This is a genomic window from Thiohalobacter sp. IOR34, assembly GCF_030406045.1.
Taxonomy (GTDB): Bacteria; Pseudomonadota; Gammaproteobacteria; order Thiohalobacterales; family Thiohalobacteraceae.
Genome location: NZ_CP128988.1, coordinates 839,499 through 863,188, shown reverse-complemented (window position 1 = coordinate 863,188; position 23,690 = coordinate 839,499). Strand labels below are relative to the sequence as shown.

General features: G+C 65.5%; 20 protein-coding genes. 4 read left to right on the top strand and 16 right to left on the bottom strand.

All coding sequences use genetic code 11. The features are described 5' to 3' along the window. Positions 1–218 precede the first annotated feature (218 nt). Complete coding sequence (locus QVG61_RS04070; RefSeq protein ID WP_289932049.1) at positions 219–2,111, bottom strand: sulfotransferase; 1,893 nt, start codon at positions 2,109–2,111, stop codon at positions 219–221. 282 nt (positions 2,112–2,393) lie between these two features. On the opposite strand from QVG61_RS04070, the gene QVG61_RS04065 reads away from it, so the two are divergent. Next, entirely contained in the window at positions 2,394–2,573 is a 180-nt protein-coding gene (locus QVG61_RS04065; protein WP_289932048.1) for a hypothetical protein, read from the top strand. A gap of 13 nt (positions 2,574–2,586) precedes the next feature. Here QVG61_RS04065 and QVG61_RS04060 read toward each other — a convergent pair whose 3' ends face one another. The 3 genes from QVG61_RS04060 to guaB form a co-directional block, all read right to left on the bottom strand. Then, entirely contained in the window at positions 2,587–3,399 is an 813-nt protein-coding gene (locus tag QVG61_RS04060) for a sulfotransferase (RefSeq protein ID WP_289932047.1), read from the bottom strand. Between the two features lie 167 nt (positions 3,400–3,566). After that, positions 3,567–5,153: a glutamine-hydrolyzing GMP synthase gene (gene guaA / locus QVG61_RS04055; protein WP_289932714.1), complete on the bottom strand. Its 1,587-nt coding sequence runs from the start codon at positions 5,151–5,153 to the stop codon at positions 3,567–3,569. Positions 5,154–5,178: 25 nt separating this feature from the next. Next, entirely contained in the window at positions 5,179–6,639 is a 1,461-nt protein-coding gene (guaB, locus tag QVG61_RS04050) for an IMP dehydrogenase (RefSeq protein WP_289932712.1), read from the bottom strand. A gap of 211 nt (positions 6,640–6,850) precedes the next feature. Between guaB and QVG61_RS04045 the strand changes: the two genes are divergently transcribed. The 3 genes from QVG61_RS04045 to QVG61_RS04035 are packed head-to-tail and all read left to right on the top strand — an operon-like array spanning position 6,851 to position 9,916. Then, the gene (locus QVG61_RS04045) at positions 6,851–7,663 is read left to right on the top strand and encodes an MOSC domain-containing protein (RefSeq protein ID WP_289932046.1); all 813 of its coding nucleotides are present in this window, start codon (positions 6,851–6,853) and stop codon (positions 7,661–7,663) included. A 32-nt stretch (positions 7,664–7,695) separates the two neighbouring features. After that, complete coding sequence (gene xseA, locus QVG61_RS04040) at positions 7,696–9,066, top strand: exodeoxyribonuclease VII large subunit (RefSeq protein ID WP_289932045.1); 1,371 nt, start codon at positions 7,696–7,698, stop codon at positions 9,064–9,066. A gap of 40 nt (positions 9,067–9,106) precedes the next feature. Further along, on the top strand, positions 9,107–9,916 hold the full coding sequence (locus QVG61_RS04035) for a peptidoglycan DD-metalloendopeptidase family protein (RefSeq protein ID WP_354671201.1): 810 nt from the start codon (positions 9,107–9,109) through the stop codon (positions 9,914–9,916). A gap of 78 nt (positions 9,917–9,994) precedes the next feature. On the opposite strand, the gene QVG61_RS04030 is transcribed toward QVG61_RS04035, so the two are convergent. The 12 genes from QVG61_RS04030 to hscA all read right to left on the bottom strand — a co-directional run bounded on the left by QVG61_RS04030 (position 9,995) and on the right by hscA (position 23,334). Next, positions 9,995–10,426, bottom strand: a complete 432-nt coding sequence (locus QVG61_RS04030) for a YkgJ family cysteine cluster protein (protein WP_289932042.1) — start codon at positions 10,424–10,426, stop codon at positions 9,995–9,997. Between the two features lie 42 nt (positions 10,427–10,468). After that, positions 10,469–13,168 (bottom strand): EAL domain-containing protein, encoded by a 2,700-nt coding sequence (locus QVG61_RS04025; RefSeq protein ID WP_289932041.1) that lies wholly within the window; start codon positions 13,166–13,168, stop codon positions 10,469–10,471. 160 nt (positions 13,169–13,328) lie between these two features. Beyond that, on the bottom strand, positions 13,329–14,741 hold the full coding sequence (gene der / locus QVG61_RS04020) for a ribosome biogenesis GTPase Der (protein ID WP_289932040.1): 1,413 nt from the start codon (positions 14,739–14,741) through the stop codon (positions 13,329–13,331). A 38-nt stretch (positions 14,742–14,779) separates the two neighbouring features. Further along, on the bottom strand, positions 14,780–15,937 hold the full coding sequence (gene bamB, locus QVG61_RS04015; RefSeq protein ID WP_289932039.1) for an outer membrane protein assembly factor BamB: 1,158 nt from the start codon (positions 15,935–15,937) through the stop codon (positions 14,780–14,782). Next, positions 15,934–16,587 carry a tetratricopeptide repeat protein gene (locus tag QVG61_RS04010; protein ID WP_289932038.1) on the bottom strand — a complete coding sequence of 218 codons (654 nt, stop codon included), beginning with the start codon at positions 16,585–16,587 and terminating at the stop codon, positions 15,934–15,936. The genes bamB and QVG61_RS04010 overlap by 4 nt, the downstream gene beginning before the upstream one ends. Positions 16,588–16,621: 34 nt before the next feature. Next, positions 16,622–17,932, bottom strand: a complete 1,311-nt coding sequence (hisS, locus tag QVG61_RS04005) for a histidine--tRNA ligase (RefSeq protein WP_289932037.1) — start codon at positions 17,930–17,932, stop codon at positions 16,622–16,624. 83 nt (positions 17,933–18,015) lie between these two features. Continuing rightward, positions 18,016–18,927, bottom strand: a complete 912-nt coding sequence (locus QVG61_RS04000) for a helix-turn-helix domain-containing protein (protein ID WP_289932036.1) — start codon at positions 18,925–18,927, stop codon at positions 18,016–18,018. Then, positions 18,908–19,672: a type IV pilus biogenesis/stability protein PilW gene (gene pilW / locus QVG61_RS03995; protein ID WP_289932035.1), complete on the bottom strand. Its 765-nt coding sequence runs from the start codon at positions 19,670–19,672 to the stop codon at positions 18,908–18,910. Before pilW ends, QVG61_RS04000 begins: the two co-directional genes overlap by 20 nt. Beyond that, the gene (rlmN, locus tag QVG61_RS03990) at positions 19,672–20,778 is read right to left on the bottom strand and encodes a 23S rRNA (adenine(2503)-C(2))-methyltransferase RlmN (RefSeq protein ID WP_289932034.1); all 1,107 of its coding nucleotides are present in this window, start codon (positions 20,776–20,778) and stop codon (positions 19,672–19,674) included. Before rlmN ends, pilW begins: the two co-directional genes overlap by 1 nt. A 107-nt stretch (positions 20,779–20,885) precedes the next feature. Then, the gene (iscX, locus tag QVG61_RS03985) at positions 20,886–21,086 is read right to left on the bottom strand and encodes a Fe-S cluster assembly protein IscX (protein ID WP_289932033.1); all 201 of its coding nucleotides are present in this window, start codon (positions 21,084–21,086) and stop codon (positions 20,886–20,888) included. 23 nt (positions 21,087–21,109) lie between these two features. After that, on the bottom strand, positions 21,110–21,448 hold the full coding sequence (fdx, locus tag QVG61_RS03980) for an ISC system 2Fe-2S type ferredoxin (RefSeq protein WP_289932032.1): 339 nt from the start codon (positions 21,446–21,448) through the stop codon (positions 21,110–21,112). Then, on the bottom strand, positions 21,445–23,334 hold the full coding sequence (gene hscA / locus QVG61_RS03975; RefSeq protein WP_289932031.1) for a Fe-S protein assembly chaperone HscA: 1,890 nt from the start codon (positions 23,332–23,334) through the stop codon (positions 21,445–21,447). The genes fdx and hscA overlap by 4 nt, the downstream gene beginning before the upstream one ends. Positions 23,335–23,690: the final 356 nt, after the last annotated feature.

Genomic DNA, 23,690 nt, shown 5'->3' with positions numbered 1-23,690 from the left:
ATGAATCCGGCCACTCGGTTCAACTATCTTCAGTGTATAACGGGTTGTTCTACTACACCCCGTCAGCCGGCCCTGATCACTCAAGAGACTGGTGCTGTCTGCGTTGCGCAGCCTTCAACGACTGTCCAGCGTCGTTCGGGGATTCTTTCATCATCCAGAATGCCGGTACATTGTGGCAGATGAATGACTGCGGACTATTTTGCACATATTAGTAAAATTCAATAGTGATAAGCTGCCAGGGAAATCTCAAATTTCTGCTCAATCAGTGAAGTCAGTTCGGCAAGCTCATCCACAACGGATGACGCCTGGGCAGGCGAAAGGAAATTGACCCAGTCCCCAGTTACTCCCTTTCGATAGTGGCTGCTTCGATCTTCCTCACCGGCTTCCCGTTCACTTAGTCTCTTGAAATCGGCAGCCTCGACCACCCGTTTCAGAACCTCAGGGTCGTCGGTTACCCCCAATGCACGGAAGATACGCGAGAGCTCCGACTGTGGTTCCGTTTTCAACGCTTCATACCGAATCACTTCCACCGTTCCGCCAAGGGCTAACAAGCCTTCATAATCCTTTCGAACACGGCTGATATACTCCTGAATAAAATCATCCGTCAACGAAGATCCGGACCGCAACCGCCCCTTCCGGATCTGGTGAAAAAAGAAGGATACGACGCGATCTCGTGGATCACGGAGAATCGCAATCCGCAAGGCATCTGGATAATACTTATCCAGTAGTTCTGGATGATGACAGGTTTCAGTCGTCTTTTCCCCAACCACTGGCTTTCCACTACGTAAACGCTGGAGATGACAGTATTGATTAAAGCGGATACACAAAGCCTGACGGAGTTCCTCCAGACGTTCCGCATCTTCAATCGGCTTTGCGGGAATAAGATCGCTGAAGAAATAGTCCAGCCGACGGCGCATCATCTTCGCAAAAAGCGGCCAGTTTGTGGTCATTTTTTCCATTCCATCAAACAGATGCGCCTCAGCAACCCCATCTATATGACCTGGGCGTTCTGGAAAACAGCACACCATTGGATGGGCATTCAACAGAGCCGTCAGCCAGAAAGAACCACTCTTCTGCATTCCGACCACAAAAAAATTAGGGGGTGCAACGACAGGCTCTTCAACACGAGAAGGCGGCGGGCTGATAAACATCCTGCTTAAACGAAGATATTCCTCTGCTGGAAACATCATGAACGTTTCCGCAAAGGCCTTGTGACGACGCGGGCGGCGGCCTTTCAGAAACGCTGCATTTAGCATATCCCGTCCTTTACAGACTGTCGCATAATCACCATACACGTTCTGAGAACGCCATATCTTATTGACAGATTCTTTTTCTCTCGCAACCGTTGTGATATCGACAACAGCAGTGCCCGGTGATGTTGTCGAGACGTTATAGCCCCAGATTTGTACATTCTTGTTTAATGGTCGGATACGAACCGCCTGCATCAGTATCTCGTTAACATGCCGGTGCTCAGTAACCTGTTCGAGCATATTGGGCAGAAAAATATCAGTCGGCCGGTATTCACGGATTATCTCTGCCAATCGACCAATCACTTCGCGAGAGAGAAATTCTGTCCGATTTCCGCCATCAAGAAATAGTGGCTCAACCCTGGCGATTCGACGCCAAACAGCGCGGGCCTCCGTCTTGCGAATCTCAACAACAGTATCCTTATCATGATCATTCAAACTGGTTGCCCCATCCGTCGTATAGACAACCTTGATCTTTTTTCCAGCCTTGGCCGCAAGAATCAGGGTGCCGCCGGCACCAATGGTTTCATCATCCTGGTGAGCCGCAAGCACCAGGATGCGGTCACCAGCTGGTCCTTCGAAATCCCGAGGAAGATCACGCCCATAACCACCCAAACTGCTGAGAAAAGCCGCCGCTTGTGGCGCATTAAACTCGAGCAAAAGATGCCGCCACGCAATAAAACTTCGTGCCAGGCGGATATTTGACCTTGTTTTTTTCCTTGTCCGCCTGGCCTTGCCATTCATTTTGATTTCGCAAAGAATCCGGTCACCAATATCAATGAAAAAGTAACCTGCTTTACGAAATAACGTAAGTTTGGCTATGGTCAGCCTGACATGAGCTTTTTTGAAGAACCCTACGCTCATCAGCAAATCTCTTCACTCTGGATGTCTGTTATTTAATCCGGAGACGATATCTATCGTTCTCAGCCGGCGTGTGAGCATCTGTGACAAGACAGCCAGGCACCACTGTACACAAGCCCCTACAGAAAATTTTATCAACCCGGCAACCAAATAGGTTGTGCTCAGCCGCCGTGTAGCCGTCCGCAGGCAGGCACACGGCGCCCGGACCCATTGAATCACAGAATGACCGGGGCTTCAGGCCTGAACACGGCATATTCAGTTGCCGGGTTAACAGGAAGCAGATCAATGGCCATCAATCTGCGGCAGCAGATGGCGCCAGCGAACGAATGCTGGCTGGACCTTTTTCTTGACCCATCTCTTACCAGCCGGCTGTTTTATCATGATCAGCAAGCGCTCACCGATATCGATGAAAACAATCCCTGCTTCAGAGGATCCCGAGAACAATCAACGAAGGCAATTTTCTGAATGCGTCCACGCCCTACCCCAATGTCGAATAGCCGTATTCCCTCATAGTCGAACCGCAAATGATGTTTATAAGCCGCTTATCTTCATCATTCAACAGGGCAAGCAATTTGTCATTCACATCACTCTTGATTTCGGACCTGTCAATAATGCCAAGATCGCACTCCAAGTCGCATTGGGTAAATACATCACCCAATACCTTCTCGGTATTACAAACGAGGTCTTCGTACTTGATCAGCATGAAGGAATTCAGGCTGCTCATGTCTTCGAGCAGAAAAGAATATGCCTGGTTCCAGTGTTCTGCCTGCTCTCTCACACCTCCCCAGTTGCTCCGCTTCTTGGCATTCGCCGCCACATTGGCATGAGGATTTCTGACAATCGCTAGGAAGGTGGCGTCTGGAAATAAGGCCTGAAGATAGCGACAGCGCAGTATATTTGGCGGCGACTTCTCAAGCAGCCTTCTGGAACTGTCGACCATGGCTCCAGAATAGGCATTGGCCAGCATTATCGCGTCGCCCTCCTCAACGTCCTCCTCGGTAAGCCTGTATTCCAACTGGAATCGTGGCAAGGCCCATCTGCCTGGGCCACTCTTCAAACCCATTTTCTCGGGAATGCCAGGTATTTGCTGTCCCTCGCCAATACCATAATTCTCCATAAACAGCATGGCCTTGCGCTTATGAAGATTGCCTTTGGGCGGCTTGAAGGAACGAATCGCGGACAAGGAAGGATGCCGCGAAAGGATAAGGTATAAAAGGCTCGTCCCGCTTTTATTCAGGCCCAATATAAAAACCGGCCTGGAGAACGCATTATCAGAAGACTTCAAATTCATCCTCCTGTTCGACCGGCCCATCCATGCTCACCTTCGCTGGCCTTGCTTTTCTTCCCAGATAACGGACAACGCCCTCGAAATCATCAGCAAGTATCCCCCGACAGAACCGGGAGATCACCCATTACTGTCTAATGCCCGCCGACACCAGCCATAGCAGCCAATATCGGCTACTCCCACTCGATGGTGCCCGGCGGCTTGCCGGTGACATCGTAGACGACGCGGGAGATGCCGGGGATCTCGTTGACGATGCGGCGCGAGACGTGGTCCAGGAATTCATAGGGCAGATGGGCCCAGCGTGCGGTCATGAAGTCGATGGTCTCCACCGCGCGTAGCGCCACCACGTGGTCGTAACGGCGGCCGTCGCCGGTCACGCCGACCGACTTCACTGGCAGAAAGACGGCGAAGGCCTGGCTGACCTGATCGTAGAGTTCCTGCTTGCGCAGTTCCTCGATGAAGATATGATCGGCCAGGCGCAGGGTGTCGGCGAATTCCTTCCTGACCTCGCCGAGGATGCGCACGCCCAGGCCCGGCCCCGGGAAGGGGTGACGGTAGACCATGTCATAGGGCAGGCCCAGCTCCACGCCCAGCTTGCGCACCTCGTCCTTGAACAGCTCGCGCAGCGGTTCCAGCAGCTTGAGGTTCATGTGCTCGGGAAGGCCACCGACGTTGTGGTGCGACTTGATCAGATGCGCCTTGCCGGTCCTGGCACCGGCCGATTCGATGACGTCCGGATAGATGGTCCCCTGGGCCAGCCACTTGGCGTTCTTCAGCTTGTCGGCCTCTTCCTCGAACACCTCGACGAACAGGTTGCCGATCACCTTGCGCTTGAGTTCAGGATCCTCCACCCCCTTGAGGGCATGCAGGAAACGCTGCTCGGCATCGACCCGGATCACCCGCACCCCCATGTGCTCGGCGAAGGTCGCCATCACCTGATCGCCTTCCTGGTAGCGCAGCAGGCCGTTGTCGACGAACACGCAGGTCAGCTGATCGCCGATGGCGCGGTGCAGCAGGGCCGCCACCACCGAGGAATCCACGCCGCCGGACAAACCCAGCAGCACCTCGTCCTCACCTACCTGCTGGCGGATGGCGTGGATGCTCTCCTCGATGATGTTGCCCGGGGTCCACAACGCCTCGCAGCCGCAGATGTCGATCACGAAACGCTTGAGGATGCGTCCGCCTTGGCGGGTGTGGGTCACCTCCGGATGGAACTGCACCCCGTAGAAGCCACGCTCGTCGTCGGCCATGCCGGCGATGGGCGCGCTGTCGGTGCTGGCCATCACCTTGAAGCCCGGCGGCAGTTCCACCACCCGGTCGCCGTGGCTCATCCACACATCGAGCAGACCCCAGCCTTCCGGGCTGGCGTGGTCCTCGATGTCCTCGAGCAGCCGGCTGTGGCCGCGGGCCCGCACCTGGGCATAGCCATATTCATGGTGCTCGGCACGCTCCACCCGGCCACCGAGCTGGGCGGCCATGGTCTGCATGCCGTAGCAGATACCGAGCACCGGCACCCCCAGCTCGAACACCTGCTGCGGCGCACGCGGCGCCTCGCCACCGGTCACCGTCTCCGGCCCGCCGGAAAGAATCACCCCCTTGGGGCTGAACAGGCGGAGCGCCTCGTCGTCCATGTCCCAGGCATGGATCTCGCAGTAGACACCGAGCTCGCGCACCCGGCGGGCGATGAGCTGGGTGTACTGGGAACCGAAGTCCAGGATCAAGATGCGGTGGGCATGGATGTCAGGCGATGTATTCACGATGTTCCTTGGGTTCAGGTCCCCGGACTCAGACCCGGTAGTTGGGCGCTTCCTTGGTGATCTGCACGTCGTGCACGTGGCTCTCGGCCATGCCGGCGCCGGTGACGCGCACGAAGCGCGGCTTGGTGCGCATCTCGTCGATGGTTCGGCATCCGGTGTAACCCATGCTGGAGCGCACCCCGCCAAGCAGCTGGTGGATCACCGGCTGCAGCGGCCCCTTGAAGGGCACCCGCCCCTCGATGCCCTCGGGCACCAGCTTGTCGGCCTCGCTGCCCTCCTGGAAATAGCGGTCGCTGGAGCCCTGCTGCGACGACATGGCGCCCAGCGACCCCATGCCGCGGTAGGACTTGTAGGAGCGCCCCTGGAACAGCTCCACCTCGCCCGGCGCCTCCTCGGTACCGGCGAACATGCTGCCGACCATGATCGAATAGGCACCGGCGGCGAGGGCCTTGGACATGTCGCCCGAGTAGCGGATGCCGCCATCGGCGATCAGCGGCACGCCGCTGTCCTTCAGTGCCGCGGCGACATTGGCCACGGCGCTGATCTGTGGCACGCCGACACCGGCGACGATGCGCGTGGTACAGATCGAACCCGGCCCGATGCCGACCTTGACCGCATCGGCACCCGCCTCGACCAGTGCCAGGGCGGCCTCGGCCGTGGCGATGTTGCCACCGATCACCTGCACCTCGGGAAAGTGCTGCTTGACCCATTTCACCCGGTCCAGCACGCCCTGCGAATGACCGTGCGCGGTGTCGACCACGATGACGTCGACGCCGGCCCGCACCAGGGCCGCGACCCGCTCGTCGGTGCCGGCACCGACGCCGACCGCCGCGCCGCAGCGCAGCCGGCCGCGCTCGTCCTTGCAGGCGTTGGGCTTGTCCGAGGCCTTCTGGATGTCCTTCACCGTAACCAGGCCGCGGAGATGGAAGTCGTCGTCCACCACCAGCACCTTCTCGATGCGGTGCTGATGCAACAGGCGCAGGATCTCGTCCGGTTCGGCGCCCTCCTTCACCGTCACCAGCTTGTCCTTGGGGGTCATGATGCTGGATACCGGGTTGTCGTAGCGGGTCTCGAAGCGCAGGTCGCGGTTGGTGACGATACCGACCAGGTCCTTGCCCTCCACCACCGGCACGCCGGAGATGTTGTGCGCCCGGGTCAGCGCCAGCACCTCGCGGATGCTGGTGGTGGGGCTGACCGTGATCGGGTCGCTGATCACGCCGCTCTCGTACTTCTTGACCCTCCGCACCTCCTCCGCCTGCTGCTCGACGGTCATGTTCTTGTGGATGATGCCCACTCCGCCCTCCTGGGCCAGGGCGATGGCCAGCCGGCTCTCGGTGACGGTATCCATGGCCGCCGAGAGGATGGGGATATTGAGGCTGATCTCGCGGGTCAGGCGGGTCTTCAGCTCCACCTCGCGCGGCAGGATGTCGGAGTACGCGGGGAGGAGCAGGACGTCGTCGAAGGTCAGGGCTTGTTCGGCAATTCGCAGCATGGGAGGCGGGTCCGTCGGCAAGGTTCGAATATAAGGGGCGCAATTATAGGTATTGCGCGCCAGTGGGTAAACCGCGGCGGCCCGGCCGGGGCCACGGAAGACCCGGAAAACCCGGGAAAATCCACCCCGGCCGAGGTATGGCGCCACGCCGCCTGGCGGGATCCGCTACAATCGACGCAGGAACCCCGACCAGATCTTCTTCGCAGCCATGCAACTCACTGAAATCAATATCTATCCCATAAAGTCCACGCGGCGCATCGCGCTCCAGGAGAGTCCCGTGCAGCCGCGCGGCCTGCCCTGGGACCGGCGCTGGATGCTGGTCGATGCCGAGGGCACCTTCGTCACTGCCCGCAAGCAGCCGCGGCTGGCGCTGGTCCAGACCGCACTCGGTCCCGACCGGCTGCAGGTCACGGCGCCCGGCATGCCGCAGCTGGAGCTGCCGCTGTCCCCGGCGGATGGCGAACGCATCGAGGTCGGCATCTGGCGCGACCGCACCCCGGCGGTGCATCCCAGCCCGGAGGCCGATGCCTGGTTCAGCGACTACCTCGGCCAGCCACTGCGGCTGGTGCAGATGACGGACGACATCCTGCGGCCGGTGGATCCCGCCTATGGCCAGCCCGGCGATCAGGTCAGCTTCGCCGACGGCTTTCCCCTGCTGCTCATCTCCGAGGCCTCGCTGGCCGACCTCAACCGCCGGCTGCAGCGGCCGGTCGACATGCGCCGCTTCCGACCCAACCTGGTGGTCCGCGGCTGCGAACCCTACGCCGAGGACCGCTGGCGGCGGCTCCGCATCGGTGACGTGGAATTCGCCGGCGTCAAGGCCTGTTCACGCTGCATCTTCACCACCATCGACCCGGACACCGGGGTGCCGGACCCGGCCCGTGAACCGCTGCGCACCCTAGGCCAGTACCGGCGCCGGGCGGAGGGCGGGGTCTATTTCGGCCAGAACCTGATCCCCCGCAGCGAGGGCGTGATCCGCATCGGCGACACGGTGCAGGTGCTGGAGACGGCCGGGGACTGATCGCAAGGCCGCCGCAGGAGTATCATCGAGCCATGTTCCCCGCCGCACAGCCGGATACCGCACGCGACGTGTTCAGCGTCTCCCGCCTCAATGCCGAGGTGCGGGATCTGCTGGGCGCAACCTTCCCGCACATCTGGGTCGAGGGCGAGCTGTCCAACCTCGCCCGGCCCGCCTCCGGCCACCTCTACTTCACCCTCAAGGACGCCCGCGCCCAGGTGCGCTGCGCCCTGTTCCGCAACCGCAACCGCGGCCTCGGTTTCGTGCCGGAAGACGGCATGCAGGTGCTGGTTCGCGCCGAGGTCTCCCTCTACGAGGCGCGCGGCGACTACCAGTTGATCGTCGACCGCATGGAGGCAGCCGGCGACGGTGCCCTGCGCCGGGCCTTCGAGGCCCTCAAGCAGCGGCTCGCCGCCGAGGGGCTGTTCGACGAGGCATCGAAGCGGCCACTGCCGCCCCTGCCACGGCGCATCGGCGTGGTCACCTCCCCGAGCGGCGCCGCCATCCGCGACATCCTCAGCGTGCTGCGGCGGCGCTTCCCGGCGGTGCCGGTGCTGATCTATCCGGTGCCGGTGCAGGGCGAGGGCGCGGCCGGGCGCATCGCCGCCGCCATCCGCCTCGCCGACCAACGCCGCGACTGTGACGTGTTGATCCTCGCCCGCGGCGGTGGCTCGCTGGAGGATCTCTGGGCCTTCAACGAGGAGGTGGTGGCGCGCGCCATCCACGCCGCCCGGATCCCGGTGGTCAGCGGCGTCGGCCACGAGGTGGACGTCACCATCGCCGACTTCGCCGCCGACCGGCGCGCGCCGACGCCCTCGGCCGCCGCCGAGCTGGTGGTGCCCGACCGGGACGAGTGGCTGGCGCGGCTCGAGAGCCTGGAATCGCGCCTCACCCGCCTCACCCGGCAACGCCTCGCCGATGCCGGCCAGCGCCTCGAGTGGCTGGCCCAGCGCCTGCAGCAGCGCCATCCGGGGGCGCGCCTGCGCCAGCAGGCCCAGCGTCTGGACGAACTGGAGCTGCGCCTCCAGCGAACCCTCCGCCAGCGGCTGCACAGGGCCGGGCAGCGGCTCGCCACCCTCGAGGCACGCCTGCACCGCCACGATCCGGCCCCCCGGCTGCAGGCGGCACAGCAGCGCTGCCACAGCCTGGAGGGCCGCCTGCAGCGCGCCCTGCGCCAGACCCTCGAGCGCGCCGGGCAACGGCTGGCCACGGCCGCCCGCCAGCTGGAGACCGTCAGTCCGCTGGCCACCCTGGAACGCGGCTATGCCATCGTCACCGGCCCCGAGGGCCGGATCCTGCACGATGCCCGCGAGGTCGCCGCCGGTGATGCCGTGGAAGCGCGGCTGGCACGTGGGCGGCTGCGCTGCACCGTGGATGCCGTGCTGGAGGATGGCGATGAGTGCTGAGCGACAGCGCTGGCCGCTGCTCCTGCTGGTGCTGCTCGGCATGCTCTGGCTGGGGGCGGCCGGCGCCGCGCTGCCAGCCGCCGACCCCGTGCCCGGCGGGCTCGCCGTGCTGCCGCTCGGCAAGCAGGACGCCCGGCCCCAGGCCCGCTACCATGGCCGGCCGCTGCTCACGGTACGCGAGGGCGGCCGCTGGTATGCCCTGGTCGGCATCCCCCTCGCCACTACCCCCGGTGTGCAGAGGATCGAGCTGCAGACCACCGGCGGCCGCACGCAGACGCTGGAATTCGAGGTGCTGGCCAAGGAGTACGCGGCGCAGTACATCACCCTCAAGGACAAGCGCAAGGTCAACCCGGAGCCACGCGATCTGCAGCGCATCCAGCGCGAGACCCGGCGCATCCGCCGCGCGCTGGCTCATTTCGAGCCGGCCGGGCCGGTGCCGCTGCGTTTCGCACTGCCGGTCGAGGGACCGATCAGCAGCCCCTTCGGCCTGCGCCGCTTCTTCAACCGGCAGCCGCGCAAGCCGCACAGCGGTCTGGACATCGCCGCGCCCGAGGGGACGCCGGTCCGCGCCCCGGCCGACGGCCGGGTGCTGGATACCGGCGACTTCTTCTTCAACGGCAACACGGTGTTCATCGACCACGGCCAGGGACTGGTGACCATGTACTGCCACCTGAGCCGCATCGACGTCCGCCCCGGCCAGCGGATCCGCCGCGGCGCGGTTCTCGGCGCGGTGGGCAGCACCGGTCGGGTCACCGGTCCGCACCTGCACTGGGGGGTGAGCCTGAACGATGCGCGCATCGACCCCGGCCTGCTGCTGGAGGTGCGCACCGCGCTCGATGGAGGGCCCTGAAGGATGCCACGAACCACGCGGGCCGCAGAGGGTGTCGTTTTCCGGTTCTTCCGTGCGCCGCCGCAGCCACCGGTTCGATCAGGACTCCGGCAGCCCCTGCGGCCAGACCTCGGGGTCGTTGCGGCAGTCATAGCGGCGGCAGCGTAGCGGCCGCTGCGCATAGACCCGGCAGCGCAGATCCTGCCGATCGAGATGCGGACAGAAACCATCGGCATCGCGGGCGACGAAATAGGGGCGTTTGGGGTTGGTCAGGATGTGACCGGCCCGCACCTCCTCCTTGGTGAGGGCGAAGATGAAACTGCAGCAACGTGCCCGGCAGCGTTCAAGATAGCGCCCACAGGGGAAGTCGGAGTCCGGCACGCCCTCGTCCTCCACGCCGTAGACGGCACTCAGGCCCGTCTCCAGCATGCGTTCCATCAGCGCCAGCAGGCGATCGCGCTGTGCCGGATCGAGTGCCTGATAGTCGGGATCGTCGGCGAAGGCCTCATCCCAATCGAACTCTTCGTCCATGGGTGGATATTCTGCATCGCCCCCGGCAGGGGATACCAGCCTTCAGTCCTTCGCGGCCCCCTGCCACCAGGCCAGGGCCGCCTCTGCCGGCATCGGCCGGCCGATATGGAAACCCTGTACCTGGTCACAGCGGATGGCTGCCAGGACATCCAGCGTCTCCCGATCCTCGACACCCTCGGCCACCACCTGCAGACCGAGGTTGTGGGCCAGATTGACGGTGGAATTGACGATCACCGCATCCTGGTCGTCGTCCAGCATGTTGCGGACGAAGCTGAGATCGATCTTGAGACTGTCGATGGGCAGCTTCTTGAGATAGGACAGCGAGGAATAACCGGTGCCGAAATCGTCGATCGCCAGCCGCACACCCAGGGCATGGATCTCGTTCAACACCAGCAACGCCCGATCGGGGTCGGCGATGATCGCGCTCTCGGTGATCTCCAGCTCCAGGCAGTGCGGATCGACGCCATGCCGTTCCAACAGGCGGCGGATATTGGCGGGACAGCGCTCGTCCATCAGATTGCGGGGAGAGAGATTGACCGCGATGGAACAGTCCATGCCCTGCTCATGCCACAGCCGCCACTGAGCCAGCGCATGATCGATCACCCACAGGGTCAGTGGGCCGATGTGCTCGCTGATCTCGGCCAGCGGGATGAAGTCACCGGGCAGCAGCAGGCCACGCCGCGGATGCTGCCAGCGCACCAGGGCCTCGAAGCCGACCGGCCGCCTGGGGTCCAGCCCCACCTGGGGCTGAAAATACAGGCACAGCTGGTCGCTGCGCACCGCGTTGCCCAGCTCGGTCATCAGCAGCAGGCGCTGTGGCGTGTAGTCGTCCTGCTCCGGCCGGTAGAAGGCATAGTTGCTGGCCTCCTTCTTGGCCAGATACATGGCCACATCGGCGCAACGCAACAGGGTGGAGGCATCGGCACCATGCTGTGGATAGAGGGCGATGCCGGCACTGGCGCCGACCTCCAGATCCATGCCATTCAGCCGGTAGGAGGAATGGATGGCGTCGAGCAGCCGCTGGATCTGCGCCTCCAGCCGCTGCCGATCCTCGACCCCGTAGAGCAGGATGGCGAACTCGTCCCCGCCAAGGCGGGCGATGTCACCGACACCTCCGGCCAGCAGCGGGGTCAGCCGGGGACCGACCTGCTGCAGCAGCAGGTCACCGACGTGATGACCGAGGGTATCGTTGATCTCCTTGAAGCGGTCCAGATCGATCAGCAACAGGGCCAGCCCCGCCCGATGCCCTTGCGGCGCCTGCAGCCGCTCATCGATGCGGCCGACCAGCCACTTGCGGTTGGGCAGACCGGTCAGGGCATCGTGGGTCGCCTGATATTCCAGCTTCGCCATGTGTTCGCGCCGTTCGCGGATGTCGCGCAGGGTACTCCAGATCCGTACCAGCTTCTGTCCCTCGACCATGCCGATGGCGGAAATCTCCGCCCAGGCCACACTGCCGTCGACATTGCGGATGCCGGCCTCGAAGCGCGACAGACGGTAACCGTGGCGGACGAAGTCGTCTATGGCGTCGGCGATCTGCCGCGGCTCGGCCGCATGACTGCCGAGCGGTTCACCGACCACTTCCTCGGCATGACGGTAACCCTGCATCTTCAATGCCTGGGGATTGACCTCGGCGATCCGGCCACGCTCGCCGATCAGGCGGATCTGCTCTCCCACCGGCAGATCGATGGGCACTGGCGGCTCGAGATCGTAACGCACGATACCGTCGCTGCTGTTGGCGATATAGGCCTGGTAACGCTCGTTGCTCTCGCGCAGCACCTCCTCGGTGCGCAGGCGCACCTTCATCTCTGCCTTGAGGCCCTGCAGGTTGCGGGCATTGGCCATGGCCAGACCGACGGTACGCCCGATGGCGTTGAGGATGTCGCGTTCATGGGGTGGCAATCGGCGGGTCTCGCGGAAGCCGAGCAGGAAAACACCCAGCGCCCCGTTCTGGTAGAGCAGTGGCACGGCCACCAGGGTGCGCACTCCGGCCGCCAGAAAGGCGTCGCGCGAGGCCGCCTGCAGGCGTCCGTCCTGGCGGATGTCCTCGGCCCAGAGCAGCTGCTCGCCCACCACCGCCAGACCGCTCAGGCTGTCCCGGATCGACAGCCGCGAGCCGGCGCGCAGCGCCCTGTCACTGAAACCGTGGTTGGCAAGCAGCCTGAGTTCCTCGCCGTCGCTGTCGAGCAGATAGACGGCGACCATCGGCGGCCGGTTGTAACTCAGCAATGCCTCGATGGTGTGCTCGGCGATGCTGCCGATCTCGGGCGAGCGATGCAGGCTCTCGGAGATCCGGTTGAGCAGCCGCAGGGACTCGTTGCGTGCCTCCAGTTCCAGCTCATAGCGTTTGCGCTCGGTGATGTCGCGCAGCACCGCGACCACCTGCCGGCAACCGTCGCATTCCACGCTGTTGAGATTCACCTCGGCAGTGAACAGGCTGCCGTCGCTGCGCAGGTACTGCCATTCGAAGTGCTGGGGGACACCGCCTGCGGCGGCCACCAGCAGGGCCGTGGCCTTGGCGGCCGAGGTCTCGCCGTCCGGCTGAAACAGCGGCGAGCGCAGATGAGGCGGACGCTGCAGCAGTTCCGCCCGACTGCAACCGAACATCTCCGGTGCCCTGGCATTGCAGTCGACCAGCCGCATGCCGTCCATCAGCAGGATCGCCTCGCCGGTGGCATCGAACATCGCCCGGTAGCGGCTGGCTTCCGATCCTTCCGCGTGGCGCTTGTTGGATGCTGAGGTCATGGGAGGGTTTCCGCTGGGCTCCTGCCGGGATCGGGCAGGAAGGAAAGGGACCGCATTTCACACACATCGCCTGTGGGAACAGGCATGCAGCATGAGAGGACTCGATTCCCAGCTTACTCCATCGGGGCATTTACACAAGCGGCATTGACTGGCCGCGGCTTCAGCGCCGCTTCTTCTGCCGGCCGGCCTTGACCTTCTTCATCAGCCGCTTGCGTTTGTGCACCTGGCGTGGGGTGAGGGTGTTGCGCCTGTCCTTGTAGGGGTTGTCGCCGGTGCGAAACTCGATGCGGATCGGGGTACCGACCAGGCGCAGCCGGTGGCGGAAGAAGTTGACCAGATAGCGCCGGTAACTGTCCGGCACCCGCTCGGTCTGGTTGCCGTGGATGACGATGAGCGGGGGATTCTGACCGCCCTGGTGGGCATAACGCAGCTTGATGCGCCGCCCGCGCACCAGCGGCGGCTGGTGCTCCTGCACCGCCTGTTCCAGCAGTCGGGTCAGCTCGGCGGTGGAGAAGTGTGCCGTGGCCGAGGCATAGCAGCGCTGCACGGCGTCGAACAGCTCACCGACACCACTGCCATGCAGGGCCGAGATGAAGAACAGTTCGGCGAAGCCGAGAAACGGCAGCTTGCGATCGAGATCCTGCTTGATCCGCTCGCGGGCCTCGGCATCGAGACCGTCCCACTTGTTGACCGCCACCACCAGCGCCCGGCCGGCCTCGGCGGCCAGCCCCGCCAGGGTCGCGTCCTGATCGGCGATCCCGGCCTGGGCATCGAGCACCAGGATGGTGACATGGGCCGCCTCCATCGCCTGCAGCGCCTTGATGACACTGAACTTCTCCACCGCCTCGCCGATGCGGCTGCGGCGCCGCACCCCGGCGGTGTCGATCAGGGTGTAGTGCTTGCCGTCCCGCTCGAAGGGCACATAGACGCTGTCGCGGGTGGTGCCTGGCTGATCGTAGGCCACCACCCGCTCCTCGCCGAGGATCCGGTTCAGCAGGGTGGACTTGCCGACATTGGGACGGCCGATGAGGGCGATGCGGATGCCCTGCTGCCTCTCCGCCGCCGCGTCCGGAACCTCCCTCTCCGGCAGCTCGTCCAGCACCCGCTCGATGAGCTGGCGCACGCCATGACCGTGGGCAGCGGCAATCGGCAGGGGATCGCCGAGTCCCAGGGCATGGAAATCGATCAGGGCCAGTTGCGGATCGAGACCGTCGGTCTTGTTCACGGCCAGGTAGACCGGCTTGGCGGTGCGCCGCAGACGATCGGCGATGGCCTGGTCGGTGGCGGTCAGACCGTCGCGGGCATCGACCAGAAAGATGATGGCATCGGCCTCCTCCACCGCCTGCCAGGACTGGCGGGCCATCAGGGCATCGATACCGACCTCGTCACCGCTCAGGCCGCCGGTATCGACCACCAGATAGGGGCGCTCGCCCAGCCTCCCCTCGCCGTACTTGCGGTCCCGGGTCAGCCCCGGCAGGTCCGCGACCAGCGCGTCGCGACTGCGGGTCAGTCGGTTGAAGAGGGTCGACTTGCCGACGTTGGGTCGCCCCACCAGGGCGATGACGGGCAGCATGTTATTCGGCTCCCACTCCAGGGCGCGGCCGGCGGCGCTCAGCGCGGCTCGACGCGGTAGGCGGCCAGGGTGCCACCGTTGCCGAACACATAGAGGCGATCACCATCCACCACCGGCGGCGCCAGGATGCCCGCGTCATCGACGCGCACCCGGGCCTGGATCTCGCCGCTGCTGCGCGACAGCAGGTGCAGATAGCCTTCGAAATCGCCCACCGCCAGCTGATCGCCGGCCACCACCGGCGCGGTGATCATGCGGTTGTGCAGGGCGTCCTGGCGCCACAGTGCCGCGCCGTTGCGCCGGTCCAGCGCCCAAATGTCACTGCTGGCGTCGCTGACGTAGAGCTGGCGGAAGTCCACAGCCAGTCCGGCAAAGGACGACATGTCGCGCGCCCAGATCAGCCGGCCATTGCCACCCTGCACCGCGGCCACCCGGCCCTGGTAGGTGACGCTGTAGATCAGCCCGCCACGGACCACCGGCGGCGAGTCGATATCCACCATGCGGTCCAGCTCGGAACGCCCGCGCGGCACGGCGACGGCCGTCTCCCACAGCGGCAGGCCGCGCTTCAGCTCCAGCGCCACCAGCTTGCCACTGGCGAAACCGGTGATGGCATAGCCCTCCACCAGCACCGGCGAACTGGTACCCCGTAGCGAGAGCACGGGAACGGTGCGGTCGAACACCCAGAGCCGCTCACCGCTCGCCGCGTCGAGACCGGTGAGGTTGCCATCCACGCTCTGCACCACCACCACGCCGCCGGCGGCAGCCGGTGCTCCCAGCACCTCGCTGCTGACCGTGCTGCGCCAGACCTCGCTGCCGTCGCGCCAGTCCAGCGCCACCACCTCGGCCTCGTCGCCGCCGACCAGGACCAGGCCTTCGCCGACCCCGACCCCGCCGGAGACGGCGATACCGGTCTCGACACTCCACAGGGGGGCGCCGCTCTCCGCCTCGAAGGCCACCACCCGGCCCTTGTTGTCGGCGGCGAACAGCCGGCCACCATCCAGCGCCGGCCGCAGGCGGATGAACTGGCCGCCGGTGCCGTCGCCCAGATCACGTTTCCAAAGCGGCCGCAGCGTCACCTCGCTGGCCGTGATCGGCTGCAGTTCGGCCGGCGGCTCGGCATTGTCCTCCTCGCTTCCCGGCAGCCAGCTGCAACCGGCCAGGCCGAGCAGCACCATTCCCAGCAGCAGTCTGAGGATCACGAAGCGGCCCCTTCGGTATCCACACGCACCGCGTCGTCACGTTTGGCCTCGAGCAATGCCCGGCCTGGCGCATCCGGCTCCAGCGCGGCCAGTGCCTGCTCGTAGGCGGCATGGGCCGCCGCATGGTCACCGCGCGCCATGGCCAGATCGCCGCGCAGCTCGGCAACGCTGGCAGCGAAGGCTCCCGCCTCGGCGGCATCCAGCAGGGCCTGGGCGGCATCCAGCTGATCGAGGCCGAGCAGCACCCGCACCAGGCGCAACCGGGCGACCTGGCGGAAACCGGGCTGTTCGGCATGCTCGTAGGCCCATTGCAGCTGGGCACGGGCCGCCTCGGCGTTCTCCTGACCGAGCTGCAACCGGGCGATCTGCAGCGCGGAGAGCACGGCATAGGGCGAAGCGGAGAAATCCTTGATCATCGCCTCGTACTGGGAGGTGGCTGCCGCCTCGTCGTTGCGCGCCACGGCGGCCGTCAGCTGGGCATAGAGATTGGAGGCCTGCTCCGCCTGGCGCTGCTGATACTCCATCCAGGCCTTGCCGCCGAACAACACCGCCAGGCCGAAGAGGATGCCGGTCGCCAGCGAGGCACCGTTCTCGCGCAGCCATTTCTTGAGGTTTTCCCCCTGTTCCTCTTCTGTCTTGTATACATCCACCGTCTTCTCTCCCGATCCGATTTGCCAGGGCCTGTCAACGTGCCCCCAATAGGTTCTGTTGCTCCGCGTCGAGCAGGCTGCGCAGCCGGTCCAGCGCCTCCTGTTCCGTCACATGGCACTGCTCCCCTTCGCCCCGCAGCGGCTTGATGGCGAGCAGGCCGGCGGCGAGTTCGTCCTCGCCCAGGATCAGCGCCAGCGCGGCGCCGCTGCGATCGGCGCGCTTGAACTGGCCCTTGAAGCTGCCACCGCCACAGTTTACAAGCAGGCGCAAGCCCGGCAAGGCATCGCGCAGCCGCTCGGCCAGCACCTGCCCGGCCGGCTGCGCCTGGTCACCGACCAGCACCAGATAGGCATGCGGTGCCGGTGCCGGGGGGGTCGCCCCCTGGGCCTCGAGCAGGGCGATCAGCCGCTCGATGCCGAGCGCGAAACCGACCGCCGGCGTGGGCCGGCCGCCGAGGTATTCCACCAGGCCATCGTAGCGGCCACCGGCGCAGACCGTACCCTGAGCCCCGAGCCGGTCGGTGACCCACTCGAACACCGTGCGGCTGTAGTAGTCCAGGCCGCGTACCAGGCGCGGATTGATCCGGTAGTCGATGCCCGCCATATCGAGCCGGGCACGGAGCTGCTCGAAGTGTTCCTGCGAGGCGGCATCCAGATGCTCGGCAAGCTGCGGCGCGGCCTCGATCAGCGCCTGCATCTCGGGGTTCTTGGAATCGAGGATACGCAGCGGATTGCTGTGCAGGCGGCGCAGGCTGTCCTCGTCGAGTTGCTCGCGGTGCGCCTGCAGATAATCCACCAGCCGCTGGCGGTAGGCGGCCCGGGCCTCGGGGCTGCCCAGCGAGTTCAGCTCCAGACGCACCCCCTCCAGACCCAGCGCCCGCCACAGCCGTGCGCTGAGCAGGATCAGCTCGGCGTCGATGTCCGGCCCCGGCATGCCGAAGGCCTCGACGCCGATCTGGTGGAACTGCCGGTAGCGGCCCTTCTGCGGCCGCTCATGGCGGAACATCGGCCCCAGGTACCAGAGGCGCTGGATCTGGTTGTACAGCAGGCCGTGCTCGATGCCGGCCCGCACGCAGCCGGCGGTACCCTCGGGCCGCAGGGTGAGGCTATCGCCATTACGGTCCTCGAAGGTGTACATCTCCTTCTCGACGATATCCGTAACCTCGCCGATGGAACGCTTGAACAGCTCGGTCTTCTCCAGTACCGGCATGCGGATCTCGCGATAGCCGTAACCCTGCAACAGCTCGCGCACCGTCCCCTCCAGCCACTGCCAGACCGGCGTCTGCTCGGGCAGGATGTCGTTCATCCCGCGAATCGCCTGTATGCTCTTTCCCTTCTTCGCCATGCCTTGATCGATCCTGCCGGCCGGGCGGCGTGGGCCGCGGCCGGGTTGTGTAGACGGTTTACGGAGTGCCGTGCGGAACCCGGTCAGCGCTGCCGGTTCAGGGTGAAGCGGGCCACGCTGCCGGGATTATACCCGCTCAGGTCGTAGGGCTCGCCATCCAGTTTCAGGCGCACGGCGGGCGGATTGCCGAGCTTGACCGCCACCGGCGGCACGGCGCGGAAACGCCTTGTGCTGCCCTTGCGCAGCAGGCCGTAGACCGGCCGCCGGCCACGGGCGTCGCGCACCTCCACCCAGCTGTCGGCGACCAGGGTCATCTCGATGTCCAGCGGGCCGTCCGCGACGGCGGGTACGGCCGCGGGCGGCGCGACGGCGCTGTCCGCCGCTGCGCCGGCTTCGTCGGCAGCCGGCGGCGCCCCCGCCTTGTCCCCATCCGCCAGCGCCGTGGTCGCGGGCGGCGGCAGCGGCAAGACCCGGGAGGGCGCGGATTCGGGGGCCGGAGCCGGGACCGGCAGGGTCTTCGAGGGCGGCAGCGGCAGACGGCCGGATGCAGGCGCCTCCTCGTCGACCGCGCCGAAACGCTCCCACAGCCGCGGACCGTAGACGATGCCCAGGCCGACGAACAGCGCCAGCAGGAGCAGCCGGAACAGCATCTTCCAGGGGATGCGCGGCAGACGCAGGGAAGGACGGCGGGACAGGTCCGGCGCACGCCCCCCGGGCGGCTCGCTGGCGGGCGGCCGGTAGTCGGCCAGCAGCGCCTCCGGCGGCAGGCCGACCAGCTTGGCATAGCTGCGCAAATAGCCGCGCACGAAGATCGGCGCCGGCAGCCGTGCATGGTCGTCGGCTTCCAGCGCCTCAATGATCCAGGCGTCGAGGTTGAGCTGCACGGCGACGTCCATCACCGCCAGGGACCTCGCCTCCCGCGCCTCGCGCAGACGGGATCCCGGGCCGGGAGGCGCGCCTTCCGCCGCCTCCTCTCTAGCGTCCGTTTCCGTCATGCCGGTTCTGTTCGCGCAGCAGCCGGGCCTGTTCCGAATCCGGGAACTTGTTGCGCAGCAGCAGGGCGTAGCTGGCGGCGGCATCCCGGTCGCCCAGCGCCCGCTCCGCCTGAATGCCCAGCCACAGGCTCTCCGGGGTGTGGCGGGCGACCTCCTGGTAGCGCTGCAGATAGGCGCGGGTCCGCAGGTACTGGCCACGAGCCAAGGTCAGCCTGGCCATCTGCAGCAGTGCAACCGCGAAGCGGGGATTGTGATTCAGGGCCTGGCGCAGGTAGTCCTCGGCCTTGTCCAGGTCGCCGGCACCCTGGGCACAGATACCGGCATTGGCCAGGGCCATGAGCGCCTGGGGATAGAGCGGATCGGCCGCCGCCGTGGTGAAGTGCGCCTCGGCCTCCGGCCAGCGGCCACGGCGGCAGAGGAAGGTGCCGAAATTGTTGTGGGCCCGCGAGAACCCGGGATCCAGCCTCAACGCCTTGCGGAAATGCGCCTCGGCCTTGTCGTTCTCGCCGAGCCGCTCGTAGAGCACGGCGATGGCATTGTGGGCCGCAGGCAGCTGCGGATCCTGGCGGATGGCCTTCTGCAGCTTCTCCATGGAGACCGCCAGCATGCCGCGCTGCATGTAGCCGATGCCCAGCTCGGTGTTGATCTCGGCTGGCGAACGGCCCTCGACTGTACGCCGCGGCTGGGTCGAGGTGCAGGCGGCCAGCAGCAGCGCCAGCAGCAGCGGCAGAGGGGACAGCCGCATCAGTACAGCCCCTCCTGCAGTCGTGTCTGCAGCCGGCTCTCGCGGCGCCGGGTCCGGTCCCGGAAGTCGCCGGCCAGCTGGCCACAGGCGGCATCGATGTCGTCACCCCGGGTCTTGCGGGTGATGGTGACGATGCCGGCGCGGGCCAGGATCTCCTGGAAGGCGAGGATGCGTTCCGGCCGGCTACGCCGATAACGCGTGTGCGGGAAGGGGTTGAAGGGGATCAGATTGATCTTCGACGGCACCCCTTCCAGCAGGCGCAGCAACTCGCGGGCGTGGCGGTCGCTGTCGTTGATGCCGTCGAGCATGACGTATTCGAAGGTCACCCGGCGGCGCCCGTCGTCGCCAACGTAGCGCCGGCAGGCAGCCAGCAGCTCGGCGATGGGATATTTGCGGTTGATCGGTACCAGCTCGTCGCGCAGGGCATCGTTGGTGGCGTGCAGCGACACCGCCAGACTGACGTCGCAGGCCTCGCGCAGACGGTCCATCTCCGGCACGATGCCCGAGGTACTGAGGGTGATGCGACGCTTGGACAGGCCGAAGGCGAGGTCGTCACGCATCAGCCACATGGCTGCCACCACGTTGTCGAAGTTGAGCAGCGGCTCGCCCATGCCCATCATCACCACATTGGTCACCGGCCGGGCGCCTGCCTCGCCGGCACCCAGCAGGCGATTGGCGATCAGCAGCTGGCCGATGATCTCGCTCACCTCCAGGTTGCGGTTGAAGCCCTGGGTGGCGGTGGAACAGAAGCTGCAATTGAGGGCGCAGCCGACCTGGGAGGAAACGCACAGGGTGCCTCGGTCAGGGCCGGGGATGAACACCGTTTCGATGCAGTTGCCGTCGGCCAGACGCAGCAGCCACTTGCGCGAGCCGTCGTCGGAGTCGCGGTCCATCACCACCTCCGGCGGACGGACCTCGGCACAGTCGGCGAGCCGGGCACGCAGCGCCTTGCTGAGATCGGTCATGACCGCGAAGTCGTCGACGTTGCGCTGGTAGATCCACTGCAGGATCTGCCGGGCACGGAAGGGCTTTTCACCGAGTTCGGCGAAACGCGCCTCCAGCCCGCGGCGGTCGTGATTCAGCAGATTGAGTCTGTCCCCGGTCATCCTGTTTCGCCCGGTGGCGTCCAGCGCCGTTGCATTCGATTAACGTACTGAAAAAACGGGATCAAATAGTAACACAAAGCCGAGGGAAAGACGGGCGGGAATCAGTGCTATTCGCGTTCCTCGATCCAGGCCATCTGGATGGCCTCGAGGATCTTCTCGCCGGAATGTTCGGGGTCGTCGTCAAACTCGTCCAACGCCAGCACCCACTGGCGCAGTTCGACGAAATTGACGTACTTGGGATCGACCTCGGGGTGGGCCTCGTCGAGGGCGATGGCGATCTCCAGGCTGTCGGTCCATTTCAGGCTCATGGCAGACTCCTCGCGGCGTGGGCTCAGTGGCTTTCGCTGACCATGTTGATGGTGTACTTGGGTATCTCCACCACCAGGTCCTCGTCGTCGACCACCGCCTGGCAGCTGAGCCGCGAATCCGGGTCCAGCCCCCAGGCCTTGTCGAGCATGTCCTCCTCGTCCTCGCTGGCCTCGTTCAGCGAGCCCAGCCCCTCGCGCACATAGACGTGGCAGGTGGTGCAGGCACAGGACTTCTCGCAGGCATGCTCGATCTCGATGCCGTTCTCCAGCAGGGCGTCACAGAGGGTCTCGCCGGGGCTGGCCTCGATCACGGCGCCGTCCGGGCAGAGTTCTTCATGGGGCAGAACGATGATGCGGGTCATGTCGTCTTCTCGGTCTCGTATTCGTCGATGCGATGGCCGGCCATGGCCTTGCGGATGTTGGCGTCCATGCGCCGTGCCACGTAATCCTCGCTGGCCTTCTCCACCGCCTCGATGGCACGCTTGATGGCCCGCGGATCGTCGGCCTGCTTGACGGCGAGCAGCTCGGCCACCGCCTGATCGATGCGTCGGCGCTCCTCGGCCGACAGGAACTGATCACCGTCGCTGGCCAGCGCCGACTCGATGGCCTCCAGCACGCGGTCGGCCTCGACCTGCTGCTCGCGCAGCCGACGCAGCGCCATGTCGTCGTGGGCGTGTTCCATGGAATCACGCAGCATGGTCTCGATCTCGCTGTCGGAGAGACCGTAGGAAGGCTTGACCTCGATGCTAGCCTGCACGCCGCTGGTCTGTTCCTCGGCGGTGACACTCAACAGGCCGTCGGCATCGACCTGAAAGGTGACGCGGATGCGCGCCGCGCCGGCCACCATGGGCGGGATGCCGCGCAACTCGAAGCGGGCCAGCGAGCGGCAGTCGCTGACCAGTTCGCGCTCGCCCTGCACCACGTGCAGGGCCATGGCCGTCTGGCCGTCCTTGAAGGTGGTGAACTCCTGGGCCCGGGCCACCGGGATGGTGGTGTTGCGGGGGATGATCTTCTCCACCAGGCCGCCCATGGTCTCCATGCCCAGCGACAGCGGGATCACGTCCAGCAGCAGCATCTCCTCGTCCGGCTTGTTGCCGGCCAGGATGTCGGCCTGGATGGCGGCGCCGACCGCCACCACCTTGTCCGGGTCGATGTCGGTGAGCGGCTGGCGCCCGAAGAATTCGGCGACCCGCTCGCGCACCCGCGGCACCCGGGTGGAGCCGCCGACCATGACGATCTCGCTCACCTCGTCGGCCTTGATGCCGGCGTCGCGCAGGGCGCGGCGGCAGGGACCGAGCGTCTTGCTGATCAGCTGATCGACGAGCGCATTCATCTGTTCGCGACTCAGCTCGCCTTCCCAGTGGGAACCGTCCGCCAGTTCCAGCTTCAGCGGTACGCTGTCGGCGGTGGTCAAGGCCTCCTTGGCGGCACAGGCGTCACGCATCAGGCGCCGCATCTGGCGGTGGTCGGCATCGTCGGCGATGCCGGCCTGGTCCATGATCCAGCGGGCGATGGCGCGATCCATGTCGTCGCCGCCGAGGGCGGTGTCGCCGGCCGTGGCCAGCACCTCGAACACCCCCTTGTTGAGACGCAGCACCGAGACGTCGAAGGTGCCACCGCCCAGGTCGTAGACCACGATCACCCCGTCGGACTGGCGGTCCAGGCCGTAGGCCACGGCCGCCGCGGTCGGCTCGTTGAGCAGGCGCAGCACCTGCAGCCCGGCCAGCCGCGCGGCGTCCTTGGTGGCCTGGCGCTGGGCATCGTCGAAATAGGCCGGCACGGTGATCACCACCCCGGTCAGCTCACCGCCCAGACTGCGCTCGGCACGGTCGCGCAGTACCCGCAGGATCTCGGCCGAGACCTCGACCGGGCTGACCTCGCCGGCCAGGGTGCGGATGCGCGGCATGCCGCCCTCGGCGGCGACGAATTCGTAGGGCAGGCGTGAACCGAGCTGCTTGACGTCCTCCACGCCGCGGCCCATGAAGCGCTTCACCGAAGCGATGGTGTTGAGCGGATCCTCGGCCGCCGCCGCCAGGGCCTCGAAACCGACCTCCACGCCACCGTCCGGCAGATAGCGCACCACCGAGGGCAGCAGATGGCGGCCCTGGTCGTCCGGCAGGGTGTCGGCCTGACCGCTGCGCACGCTGGCGATCAGCGAATTGGTGGTGCCGAGGTCGATGCCCGCCGCCAGCCGGTGCTGGTGGGGGGCGCTGGACTGGCCGGGTTCTGCGATCTGGAGTAATGCCATGGGTGTCTTCGCTTCCGCGTCGCGCCTTCAGGCGCACTGGCTAGCCTGGATATTGCACCAAGGATTTGATTTTCAGGGCGGAGCTGGCATAGCAGCCTGGCCGATCGCCTGCGGAAGCATAGCCATGGCTATGGTTCAAGGGAGATCGGCCAGGATGCGCAGCCAGATGCGTCCTGAAATCGAATAGGCACAAGCTGTTCTCCGCCATGAGGCTCCATCTGCGAGCCTCCCGGCTTTGTATACTATCAACCCGGCAACTGAATATGCCGTCCGGCCCTTGGCAAGGAGACCGACCCTTGCCGGCGGGCCGCGCCTTGTCCCGGAACAGGCCTGAAGCCCTGAACACGGCATATTCA